Below are 11,799 nucleotides of genomic sequence, written 5' to 3' on the forward strand. Positions count from 1 at the left end.
CCTCTGAATATTTGAACCGTTAAACCGCGGCAGCGCCGCCGACGATTTCCGAGATCTCTTGGGTGATCGCAGCCTGACGCGCCTTGTTGTAGATCAGCTGCAAATCGCTGATCAGATCACCGGCGTTGTCGGTAGCGTTTTTCATCGCGATCATCCGCGCCGCTTGTTCAGCTGCGTTGTTCTCGACCACCGCCTGGTACACCTGCGACTCCACGTAGCGCACCATCAAGCCGTCAAGCAGCTCTTTGGCGTCTGGTTCGTAGAGGTAGTCCCAGTGGTGCTTGAGTTCCTGATCCGGAGTCGCCACCAGTGGAATCAATTGCTCCACGGTTGGCTGCTGGGTCATGGTGTTGATGAACTTGTTGGATACCACGGAGAGGCGGTCAATCCGGCCTTCCAGGTACGCATCCAGCATCACCTTCACACTGCCGATCAAATCATTGATCGACGGCTCTTCACCCAGGTGGCTGATAGCTGCTACGACGTTGCCGCCGAAGTTACGGAAAAAGGCCGCACCCTTGCTACCAACAACACACAGATCGATCTCGACGCCGTTTTCGCGGTTTACCGCCATGTCCTTGACCAGGGCCTTGAACAGGTTGGTATTCAAACCACCGCACAAACCACGGTCACTGCTCACAACCACATAACCGACGCGCTTAACTTCGCGGTCGATCATGAACGGGTGGCGGTATTCCGGGTTGGCGTTGGCCAGATGCCCAATTACCTGGCGGATACGCTCCGCATAAGGACGGCTAGCAGCCATGCGCATTTGTGCCTTGCGCATTTTGCTGACCGCCACTTTTTCCATGGCGCTGGTAATTTTTTGCGTGCTTTTGATGCTCGCAATCTTACTGCGAATCTCTTTTGCGCCTGCCATGTAACACCTATCAGGTTAGCAAGCGGGAGCCTTGCGGCTCCCGCTGCGGCTTACCAGGTTTGGGTGGCCTTGAACTTCTCGATACCGGCTTTCATGCCAGCGTCGATATCGTCATTGAAGTCACCCTTCACGTTGATCTTCGCCATCAGTTCGGCGTGATCGCGGTTGAAGTAAGCAATCAGCGCTTGTTCAAAGCTGCCGACCTTGGCGATTTCAACGTCGGTCAGGAACCCACGCTCAGCGGCATACAGCGACAACGCCATGTCAGCGATCGACATTGGGGCGTATTGCTTCTGCTTCATCAGCTCGGTAACGCGCTGACCATGCTCAAGTTGCTTACGGGTCGCTTCGTCCAGGTCAGAAGCGAACTGGGCGAATGCGGCCAGTTCACGGTACTGAGCCAGAGCGGTACGGATACCACCGGAGAGCTTCTTGATGATCTTGGTCTGAGCGGCACCACCCACACGGGATACCGAAACACCGGCGTTCACTGCAGGGCGGATGCCCGAGTTGAACATGGCCGATTCCAGGAAGATCTGACCGTCGGTGATGGAAATCACGTTGGTCGGAACGAACGCGGAAACGTCGCCAGCCTGGGTTTCGATGATCGGCAGTGCGGTCAGGGAACCGGTTTTGCCGGTCACTGCGCCGTTGGTGAACTTCTCTACGTACTCTTCCGAAACGCGGGATGCGCGCTCCAGCAGACGGGAGTGGAGATAGAACACGTCGCCTGGGTAGGCTTCACGGCCTGGTGGACGGCGCAGCAGCAGGGAAATCTGGCGGTAAGCCACTGCTTGCTTGGACAGATCGTCATAAACGATCAGCGCGTCTTCACCGCGGTCGCGGAAGTATTCACCCATGGTGCAACCGGAGTACGGTGCCAGGAATTGCAGCGCAGGAGATTCCGAAGCACTGGCAGCCACGATGATCGTGTTGGCCAGGGCGCCGTTTTCTTCCAGCTTGCGAACCACGTTGGCGATGGTCGATTGCTTCTGACCGATGGCTACGTAGACGCAGAAAATGCCGCTGTTCTTCTGGTTGATGATCGCGTCGATCGCCAGGGCGGTCTTACCGATCTGACGGTCACCGATGATCAGCTCACGCTGGCCACGGCCGACTGGGATCATGGCATCGACAGCCTTGTAGCCAGTCTGTACAGGCTGGTCTACCGACTTACGCCAGATCACGCCTGGAGCAACTTTCTCGACCGCGTCGGTCTCGGTGTTGCCCAGTGGACCTTTACCGTCAACAGGGTTACCCAGTGCGTCGACTACGCGACCCAGCAGTTCCTTACCAACCGGAACTTCCAGGATGCGGCCAGTGCACTTGGCGCTCATGCCTTCAGCCAGACTGGTGTACGCGCCCAATACAACGGCACCTACGGAGTCTTGCTCCAGGTTGAGGGCCATACCGTAGACGCCGCCCGGAAACTCGATCATCTCGCCGTACATTACGTCGGCCAGACCGTGAATCCGCACGATACCGTCAGATACGCTGACGACAGTGCCTTCGTTACGGGCTTGGGAGGTCACATCGAGCTTGTCGATGCGGCCCTTGATAATTTCACTTATTTCGGAAGGATTGAGTTGCTGCATTGCTCTGCTGCCCCTTCAAACTCAAGATTTCAATGCTTCGGCAAGATTCGCGAGTTTGCCGCGAATCGAGCCATCGATAACCAGGTCGCCGGCGCGAATGACAACACCCCCAATGAGGGATGGGTCTTCCGCAACTTGCAGGCGCACTTCCCGGTCGAGTCGTGCACTGAGAACCTTGGCGAGTTTGTCTTGCTGTTCTTGGTTCAATGCAAAAGCACTGGTCACTTCAACGTCTACCGATTTCTCTTGCTCGGCCTTGTACAGGTCGAACAGAGCGGCAATCTCCGGCAGAAGCAGGAGACGGTCGTTTTCGGCAATGACGTTGATGAAGTTCTGTGCCTTCACATCAAACTTGTCGCCGCACACTTCAATAAAAGTGGCGGCCTTGTCTGCGCTCGTCAGTCGCGGGGCCTTGAGCACGCGCTGCATGGTGTCGTCTTGCGACACTGCTGCAGCCAGGCCGAGCATGGCTGACCAAGAGGCCAGCTGCTGGTGGGCCTGGGCGTGCTCGAAGGCTGCCTTAGCGTAAGGTCGGGCCAACGTGGTCAATTCTGCCATGATCGCCCTCGCTTAAATTTCAGCAGCCAGTTTGTTAACCAGCTCCGCGTGCGCGTTTTGATCGATTGTGGCACCCAGGATCTTCTCAGCACCGCCAACGGCCAGAGCACCCAGTTGGGCACGCAGCGCGTCTTTGACACCGTTCAGTTCCTGCTCGATCTCGGCCTGAGCCTGAACCTTCACACGGTCAGCGTCGATACGGGCTTTTTCAACAGCCTCTTCAACGATCTGGTTACCGCGTTTCTTGGCTTGCTCAATGATTTCGGCTGCTTGAGCTTTCGCTTCGCGCAGTTGTTGACCCGCTTTATCTTGGGCCAACTCCAGGTCGCGAGCTGCTCGTGCTGCAGCGTCCAGCCCATCCGCGATCTTCTTCTGACGTTCGTGCAGAGCTGCGATGACCGGAGGCCATACGAACTTCATGCAGAAAACGACAAAAATCAAGAACGCTAAGGACTGACCAATAATGGTTGCATTAATGTTCACGCCAATACCTCGCTCATTCGTTGCACAACACACCAATCACTCGAAAAGACGAGTGATTAACCGGCGAGTTGACCAACGAAAGGGTTCGCGAAGGTGAAGAACAGAGCGATACCAACACCGATCATGGTCACGGCGTCGAGCAGGCCGGCGACGATGAACATTTTAACTTGCAGCATTGGAACCATTTCTGGCTGACGCGCTGCGCCTTCCAGGAATTTGCCGCCCAGCAGGCCGAAACCAATGGCAGTACCCAGGGCGCCCAGGCCGATCAACAGTGCAACAGCGATAGCGGTTAGACCAACTACAGTTTCCATCTTTCCTCCCGACTTTTACGTCGTATGGTTTAGGTTTTTTAGATTTTAAAGCGGTAAAACAAATCGTTTCATAGCCCGGTAGGGCCTACCTTCCCGTTTTACCGGGAAGGACATCAGACTAGTCGAGACTGGTCTTAATGGTTCTCTTCGTGCGCCATCGACAGGTAGACGATGGTCAGCATCATGAAGATGAAGGCCTGCAGGGTGATGATCAGGATGTGGAACACAGCCCACGCCCACTGCAGAACAATGCCCAGGCCGCTAAGCCAGAGCAGGCCGCTGCCGAACATCACAGCGATCAGAATGAACACCAGCTCGCCGGCATACATGTTGCCGAACAGTCGCAGAGCCAGGGAAATCGGCTTGGCAACCAGAGTCACGAATTCCAGCAGGAAGTTCACCGGGATCAGCAGGGCTTGAACGAAGATGTTCTTGCTGCCGAACGGGTGCAGGGTCAGTTCGCCGATGAAGCCGCCGATGCCCTTGATCTTGATGCTGTAGAAAATGATCAACGCGAATACCGACAGGGCCATGCCCAGGGTAGCGTTAGGGTCCGTGGTGGAAACCGCACGGAAAGGAATGTGGTGATCGCCGGAGATCAGGATGGCCAGCTGAGGAATCCAGTCGACCGGGATCAGGTCGACGGCGTTCATCAGGAACACCCAGACGAAGATGGTCAGTGCCAGCGGTGCAATCACCGGGCTACGGCCATGGAAGCTGTCTTTCACGCTGCCATCGACGAATTCGACCAATACTTCAACGAAGTTCTGCAAAGCACCTGGCTGACCGGAAGTCGCCTTCTTTGCCGCCATGCGGAAAATGAAGACGAAGATCAGACCCAATGCGACCGACCAACCCAGAGTGTCCAGGTGGAAAGCCCAGAAGCCCATTTCTTTGGCCTCTGCTGCGGAGTGGGCAAAGCCCCAGCCGCCATTAGGAAGCTGACCGAAGGTCAGGTTCTGCAAGTGGTGCTGGATATAGCCCGAAGCGGTTGTTTCTGCCATGGTTGCCTCAAACGCCCTAAGGTTTCGAAAGTCTTGTTTTCATTAGCAGGGGAGCGAACCAGCTGACCAGTTGGGTCAACACGAAGACGCCGAATACAGCCAGCGGCGCCAATGGCTTCACACCTGCAAAGGTCAGTGCAAACAGCACTGCCGTCAAAATCAGTTTCCCTGCTTCGCCGGCATAAAATGACCGGACGATCGCCTGGGCTGCTCGGGCGCCGGAAAACCGAAAGGCCCTGTGAGCAAAATACATATTGGGCAGCAAGGCTATCAGGCCTCCGCAGAGTCCTGAATATCCGGCTACGACTCCATGCCAGTACCAAAGCGCCAAAGCGGCGATCAGCAAAATGACAAATTGAGCCAATAAAACCGGAAATACGGCCAAGCGATGGAACGGCAACGTGTTTGGCGTGCGGGTTTCCATCACTCTTGCTCCTCAATGGTCGGCTGCCGGAAATCAATAACTTGGCATAATTTGTGCCGACAAAATGCGCGCAGAGTATAGGGGCGGTTCTGCCCCTATTCAACTGTCGGGTAGTGATTTCCGATCACACGCTACATAAGCAAATGTTTCAGCGGATGTGGGCAAGGACGCCCTGAAGCTCATCGAGAGAGTTATAGCCGATGACCAATTGGCCTTTGCCCTTCTTGCCGTGGCGAATTTGCACCGCAGAGCCCAGCCGCTCGGCCAGGCGCTGTTCAAGACGGGCAATATCCGGATCAGGTTTGGCCGTTTCGACCGGTGCAGGTTTGCCGCTCAACCACTGGCGAACCAGGGCCTCGGTCTGACGAACGGTGAGCCCTCGTGCGACAACGTGTCGCGCCCCTTCAACCTGTTGATTTTCGGGCAAACCGAGCAAAGCGCGGGCATGCCCCATTTCCAGGTCGCCATGGGACAGCATGGTCTTGATGACTTCCGGCAGCGCGATCAGGCGCAGCAAGTTGGACACGGTCACGCGGGACTTGCCCACGGCCTCGGCCACTTGTTGCTGAGTCAGCTGGAATTCCTGCTGCAAACGCTGCAACGCGATCGCTTCTTCGATCGGGTTGAGGTCTTCACGCTGGATGTTCTCGATCAAGGCCATGGCGATAGCGGTTTCATCCGGCACATCGCGGACCATCGCCGGGATGGTCTCCTTGCCGGCCTGCTGGCTGGCACGCCAGCGGCGTTCACCGGCGATGATTTCAAAACGTCCGCCACCGATCGGGCGGACCACGATCGGCTGCATCACGCCCTGGGCCTTGATCGAATTGGCCAGTTCTTCCAGCGCCTGGGGGTCCATGTCCCGGCGTGGCTGGTATTTGCCGCGCTGGATCAGGTCCAGGGGCAGGTGCTGCAGCTCGCGCTCGTCGGCCTGCACCGCTTGTTCTTCAAGCGATGTGACGGTCGGACCACTCAACAGTGCATCCAGTCCACGTCCGAGACCTCGTTTCTTGACGGCCATGGGGATTCCTTAAGTTGGCTGGGCTGCAGCGGTGCGTGAGTTGCGGCGTTGACGACGAACCATCTCGCCGGCCAGGGCCAGGTAGGCAATGGCGCCACGCGAGGATTTGTCGTACGCCAGCGCGGGCATGCCGTAGCTTGGCGCTTCGGCCAGACGGATGTTGCGCGGGATAACGGTGTCGTAGAGCTGGTCGCCAAAGTGTTCCTTGAGCTGCGCCGACACATCGTTCATCAGGCTCAGGCGCGGATCGAACATCGTGCGCAGCAGGCCTTCGATCTGCAGGTTCGGGTTGAGCAACTCAGCGATACGCTTGATGTTATCCACAAGGTCGCTCAAGCCTTCCAGCGCGTAGTACTCGCACTGCATGGGGATAATCACCCCATCGGCGGCCACCAGTGCGTTCAGCGTGAGCATCGACAGCGACGGTGGGCAGTCGATCAAGATGTAATCGTAATTCTCGCGGATCGGCGCCAGGGCGCTGCGCAGACGGCTTTCTTTCATCTGCATTTCCAGCAGCACCACTTCCGCCGCGGTCAAGTCGCGGTTGGCCGGCAGCAGTTGATAACCGCCGTGTTCGGAAAAGTGCATGGCCTGGGCCAGGTCGCACTCGCCGATCAGCAAGTCATAGACCGAGTTTTCCAGGCCGTGTTTATCCACACCGCTACCCATGGTGGCGTTGCCCTGTGGATCGAGATCGATCAACAGCACCCGGCGCTTGGTGGCGACCAGGGATGCTGCGAGGTTGATGCAGGTGGTGGTTTTGCCCACGCCACCTTTCTGGTTCGCTATCGCGAATACCTTAGCCATTCTTGCTTGTGTTCCCAATCATGCCGTGCGGCGCAGTATCAGCAGATGGCGTTGGCCTTGGCAACCGGGTACGGCCAAGGCGTGTTCGCTATCGAGGTGGAAGTCTGCCGGCAATGCTAACAGCTCGTCGCTTGGATGGACGCCCTTCATTGCCAGCCAGCGGGTGTCACGGTCGCCCAGGTGGCGAGTCCAGTTGCTGAAGTTGTCCATGCTGCTGAAGGCCCGGGAAACAATTCCGTTGAAAGGCTGTTCAGGCGTGAAGGCTTCGACGCGACTGTGGATAACTTGCAGGTTATCCAGCTTGAGTTCGAGTTTGACCTGGGTCAGGAAGCGGGTTTTCTTGCCGTTGCTGTCCAGGCAAGTCACTTGCGACTCGGGAAACAGGATGGCCAGGGGAATGCCCGGCATGCCACCGCCACTGCCGACGTCGAGCCAGCGGCCGTTTTCGATAAACGGCATCACACTCAAGCTGTCGAGCAAATGACGCGAAACCATTTCGTCCGGATCGCGCACAGCGGTCAGGTTGTAAGCCTTGTTCCATTTGATCAACAGGGCCAGGTAGCCCAACAGCAATTCGTGCTGGGCCGGGGTCAGGTCGACACCCAACTGGCGCGCACCTGTGGATAACTCTTCGGCATGTTGCGAGGTGACAGACGAACTCAAGCGCTTTGCTCCAACTGACGGCCCGCGCCGCGTTTTTTCAAATGAATCATCAACAGCGAAATGGCTGCCGGGGTCACACCGGGGATACGTGAAGCCTGGCCCAGGGTTTCCGGGCGAGTTATCCCCAGCTTGCTTTGGATTTCTTTCGACAGCCCGGAAATCCCGGTGTAGTCGATGTCCACAGGCAGCTTGGTATCTTCACTGGCGCGCAGACGAGCGATTTCGTCCTGCTGACGGTCAATGTAACCGGCGTATTTGGTCTTGATCTCGACTTGCTCGGCGACCTGTGGATCTTCTGCGCCACCGCCCGTCACTTCGACCAGACCAGCGTAGTCGATTTCCGGACGGGACAGCAGGTTCAGCAGGTTGTACTCGTGGGTCAGCGGCGTGCCGAATTTTTCGGCAATTGCGTCGCCCTGCTCGGTACCCGGGCGAACCCAGGTACTTTTCAGACGCTGTTCTTCCAGCGCAATGCTTTCGCGTTTTTTGCAGAAGGCTTCCCAACGTGCGTCATCGACCAGGCCCAGCTCGCGACCTTTTTCGGTCAGGCGCAGGTCGGCGTTGTCTTCGCGCAGGATCAGACGGTACTCCGCCCGGGACGTGAACATCCGGTACGGTTCCTGGGTACCGAGGGTAATCAGGTCGTCAACCAGCACGCCGATGTATGCCTCATCGCGACGCGGGCACCAGCTGTCTTTGCCCTGCGCGCGCAGCGCAGCGTTGGTTCCGGCCAGCAAACCCTGGGCGCCGGCTTCTTCGTAACCAGTGGTGCCGTTGATCTGGCCGGCGAAGAACAGGCCGCCGATGACTTTGGTTTCGAGGCTGTACTTGAGGTCACGCGGGTCGAAGTAGTCGTACTCGATGGCGTAGCCCGGACGCACGATGTGTGCGTTTTCCATGCCGCGAATCGATTGCACGATCTGGATCTGCACGTCGAAAGGCAGCGAAGTGGAAATACCGTTCGGGTAAAGCTCGTGGGTAGTCAAACCTTCGGGCTCGATGAAGACCTGATGGCTTTCCTTGTCGGCAAAGCGGTGGATCTTGTCTTCGATCGACGGGCAATAACGCGGGCCGATACCTTCGATCACCCCGGAATACATCGGCGAACGGTCGAGGTTCGCAGCAATGATTTCGTGGGTACGGGCATTGGTATGGGTAATCCAGCAGCTCACCTGTTTCGGATGCTGCTCTTTGGAGCCCATGAACGACATCACAGGTATCGGCGTATCACCGGCTTGTTCGGTCATCACCGAAAAATCCACAGAACGCCCGTCGATACGCGGCGGGGTCCCGGTTTTCAGGCGGCCGACACGCAGCGGCAATTCACGCAGGCGTTTTGCCAGGGCAATCGACGGCGGATCACCGGCGCGACCACCGGAATAGTTCTGCATACCGATGTGGATAAGTCCGCCCAGGAACGTACCAGTGGTCAACACCACGGATTCTGCGAAGAAACGCAGGCCCATTTGGGTGACAACACCGCGCACCTGGTCCTGCTCGACGATCAGGTCGTCCGCGGCCTGTTGAAATATCCACAGGTTCGCCTGGTTCTCCAGGGTTTCGCGCACGGCCGCCTTGTACAGGATGCGGTCGGCTTGTGCCCGGGTAGCACGCACGGCCGGGCCTTTGCGGCTGTTGAGCACGCGAAATTGAATACCACCCTTGTCGGTAGCCATGGCCATCACGCCGCCGAGGGCGTCGATTTCTTTGACCAAGTGGCTTTTGCCGATCCCGCCAATGGCGGGGTTGCAACTCATGGCACCGAGGGTTTCCACGTTGTGCGTAAGCAACAGGGTTTTTACGCCCATACGTGCTGACGCCAGTGCTGCCTCGGTACCGGCATGACCGCCGCCGATGACGATCACTTCAAAACGGGAAGGGAAATCCACCACGCACCTCGTGCCTGCTTATGTAGGTAATCAGGAATTGTCTGTTGAAAGAGATTTAGAGCTTTGGCGGCAAGTATAGGGACTTAGCCCTTCCTAAAGAACCCTTTGCACAAAATTTAACCAGCTGTGGATGAATCACAGACAATAGAAATTAAAAGAGAGAAATTTATTAAATCTTTGTTTTTATGTTTATTTCTACTGAGCCACCTTTCTGTGGATAGATCTCTACAGGCCTTTATTTACTTTGTGTACAGCGATTCAAAAGTCTGTGGTCATGTGCCAATGAGGCCGTTGGATAAGTGCTTTAAGCCTGTGGATTAAACAGGTGGTTATCCACAGATGGGTTTATCTTCAGTTTTCAAGCCCTGTTATCAACTGGGCACAGGGGCGGTTATTCACAGGGCTTAATCCACAGAAACAGACGAATCGCGGCATATTTGGCGCATGGGGAAGCCACCGAAATCTTTCGATTCGGTGAGAGTTCTGGAAAAAGAGACCTATTGTGAGAAACCACAGTGCAGTTAATAATAGCGATTATCATTAACCTGTCTTGTCGCGCCCTATGTCCCCTCCTTCACACATGGCCGCCGTCCAACACATCTACGAGCAGCACCATTCGTGGTTGCAGGGATGGCTAAAAGGCAAATTGCATAACGCCTGCGATGCGGCCGACGTGGCACACGATACGTTCGTGCGTATTCTGGGTGGACGACATGCGGCACAGATCCTGGAGCCGCGAGACTATCTAGCGACCATCGCACGGGGCTTGGTGATCGATCGTTATCGCCGCCACGCCATCGAACAGGCCTACAAACAAAGCCTGGCCGAACGCCCTGAAACCTTCGCAATCAGTGAAGAAGACAAGGCAATCATCATCGAAACCCTAGTGGCTGTGGATAAAGCCCTGTCTGGCCTGGGGGAGCGAGCACGTCGGATTTTCATGCTGTCACAAATACAGGGCCTGACTTATCAACAGATCGCCGATCAACTGCAGGTTTCCCTGACCACTGTGAAAAAGCACATGATCCGTGCGCTGACCGAGTGCGCGCTGATCATGGCCAGCCTCTGATGTCCGCCCCCGACCGCGAGGCCTTCGAGGCAGCCGCCAGTTGGTATGTGCAGTTTCAGGCACAGCCGCCGTCCCCTAGCGAACGACATGCCTGGCAACAATGGCTCAATGGCGATCCTTCCCACCAGGCCGCGTGGAACCAGATGGAACGGTTACAACGCAGCCTCGGTGCCCTGCCCCAGGACGTTAGCCACCGCGCATTGTCGACCCTCGAACAACGACGACAGGTACTCAAGTGGATGCTGGTACTTGGCGGTACGGGGTATGTCGGCTGGAACGTTCAGCAACACACTGACCTGCGGAATATCTGGGCCGACTACCGTACGACCCTGGGCGGCCGGCGGCGTATCGAACTGGCTGACGGCACACGGATCGATCTCAATACCAGCACCGCCATTGATGTGGCATTCGATGGGCGCCAGCGTTTGATTCGCCTGCGCGAAGGTGAAGTACTTATCAACACCGGCAAGTCGGGTGGGCAGACACCGTTCTATGTTGAAACCCGCCAAGGACGAGTGCAGGCATTGGGGACGCGATTTACCGTGCGCCAACTGGCGGGCTCCACACGAGTCGGTGTGCTGGAGGACAAGGTGAACATCTCGCCTGCGGATCAACCTGAACACAGCCGATTGCTTGGCGCCGGCGAAAGCGCTGACTTCGATCGACAAAATGTCGGACCCAACCAACGCTATCTTCGTACACAGACCGCTTGGGTCGACGGCCAGTTGATCGTCTTGGACGCACGGCTCGGTGACGTCATCGACGAACTCGCCCGCTATCGATCCGGTGTCATCAGATGCGATTTGGCGTCGCAACACCTGCGCGTTTCCGGGACTTTCCGACTGGATGCCACCGACGCAGTGCTGGCTAACCTGCAGGCGACATTGCCGATCCAAGTGAAGTACTTCACCCGTTATTGGGTGTCGGTGCAGCGAATCGGCTGACTGAAAAATAATCCACAAGGGGGTTATCTTTTTTCAATCTGTCGCGGCCCTACAGGTAATTACGACGCAACCTTCAGGGCTTACCCACACATGCGCCTTCCTTCCCAGCTTCGCCAGCGACTGTCCCGCCACGGCTTTTCATGCGGTT

General features: G+C 56.9%; 13 protein-coding genes. 2 read left to right on the top strand and 11 right to left on the bottom strand.

What is annotated here, in order from left to right:
• Positions 1–19: 19 nt before the first annotated feature.
• The 11 genes from atpG to mnmG all read right to left on the bottom strand — a co-directional run bounded on the left by atpG (position 20) and on the right by mnmG (position 9,638).
• Positions 20–880, bottom strand: a complete 861-nt coding sequence (atpG, locus tag IB241_RS09340; RefSeq protein WP_010565870.1) for a F0F1 ATP synthase subunit gamma — start codon at positions 878–880, stop codon at positions 20–22.
• 50 nt (positions 881–930) lie between these two features.
• Positions 931–2,475 carry a F0F1 ATP synthase subunit alpha gene (gene atpA / locus IB241_RS09345; RefSeq protein ID WP_192298124.1) on the bottom strand — a complete coding sequence of 515 codons (1,545 nt, stop codon included), beginning with the start codon at positions 2,473–2,475 and terminating at the stop codon, positions 931–933.
• A gap of 21 nt (positions 2,476–2,496) precedes the next feature.
• Complete coding sequence (locus IB241_RS09350) at positions 2,497–3,033, bottom strand: F0F1 ATP synthase subunit delta (RefSeq protein ID WP_017528669.1); 537 nt, start codon at positions 3,031–3,033, stop codon at positions 2,497–2,499.
• A 12-nt stretch (positions 3,034–3,045) separates the two neighbouring features.
• Positions 3,046–3,516: a F0F1 ATP synthase subunit B gene (locus IB241_RS09355; protein WP_008439543.1), complete on the bottom strand. Its 471-nt coding sequence runs from the start codon at positions 3,514–3,516 to the stop codon at positions 3,046–3,048.
• 56 nt (positions 3,517–3,572) lie between these two features.
• Positions 3,573–3,830, bottom strand: a complete 258-nt coding sequence (atpE, locus tag IB241_RS09360) for a F0F1 ATP synthase subunit C (RefSeq protein ID WP_002555987.1) — start codon at positions 3,828–3,830, stop codon at positions 3,573–3,575.
• A 134-nt stretch (positions 3,831–3,964) separates the two neighbouring features.
• Complete coding sequence (gene atpB, locus IB241_RS09365) at positions 3,965–4,834, bottom strand: F0F1 ATP synthase subunit A (RefSeq protein ID WP_192298125.1); 870 nt, start codon at positions 4,832–4,834, stop codon at positions 3,965–3,967.
• 16 nt (positions 4,835–4,850) lie between these two features.
• A complete protein-coding gene (locus IB241_RS09370; protein WP_010565865.1) occupies positions 4,851–5,258 on the bottom strand; it encodes a F0F1 ATP synthase subunit I in 408 nt (135 codons plus the stop codon).
• Positions 5,259–5,406: 148 nt separating this feature from the next.
• The gene (locus tag IB241_RS09375) at positions 5,407–6,279 is read right to left on the bottom strand and encodes a ParB/RepB/Spo0J family partition protein (protein ID WP_016970690.1); all 873 of its coding nucleotides are present in this window, start codon (positions 6,277–6,279) and stop codon (positions 5,407–5,409) included.
• Between the two features lie 9 nt (positions 6,280–6,288).
• Entirely contained in the window at positions 6,289–7,086 is a 798-nt protein-coding gene (locus tag IB241_RS09380; protein WP_017736233.1) for a ParA family protein, read from the bottom strand.
• 18 nt (positions 7,087–7,104) lie between these two features.
• Positions 7,105–7,749, bottom strand: coding sequence for a 16S rRNA (guanine(527)-N(7))-methyltransferase RsmG (gene rsmG / locus IB241_RS09385; protein WP_192298126.1), 645 nt, complete (start codon positions 7,747–7,749; stop codon positions 7,105–7,107).
• Positions 7,746–9,638, bottom strand: a complete 1,893-nt coding sequence (gene mnmG, locus IB241_RS09390) for a tRNA uridine-5-carboxymethylaminomethyl(34) synthesis enzyme MnmG (RefSeq protein WP_192298127.1) — start codon at positions 9,636–9,638, stop codon at positions 7,746–7,748. The genes rsmG and mnmG overlap by 4 nt, the downstream gene beginning before the upstream one ends.
• A 562-nt stretch (positions 9,639–10,200) precedes the next feature.
• Between mnmG and IB241_RS09395 the strand changes: the two genes are divergently transcribed.
• Positions 10,201–10,707: a sigma-70 family RNA polymerase sigma factor gene (locus IB241_RS09395; RefSeq protein ID WP_192298128.1), complete on the top strand. Its 507-nt coding sequence runs from the start codon at positions 10,201–10,203 to the stop codon at positions 10,705–10,707.
• On the top strand, positions 10,707–11,651 hold the full coding sequence (locus IB241_RS09400; RefSeq protein WP_192298129.1) for a FecR domain-containing protein: 945 nt from the start codon (positions 10,707–10,709) through the stop codon (positions 11,649–11,651). Before IB241_RS09395 ends, IB241_RS09400 begins: the two co-directional genes overlap by 1 nt.
• Positions 11,652–11,799: the final 148 nt, after the last annotated feature.

The organism is Pseudomonas sp. PDM05, from assembly GCF_014851685.1.
In the GTDB taxonomy this organism is placed as follows: Bacteria; Pseudomonadota; Gammaproteobacteria; order Pseudomonadales; family Pseudomonadaceae; genus Aquipseudomonas.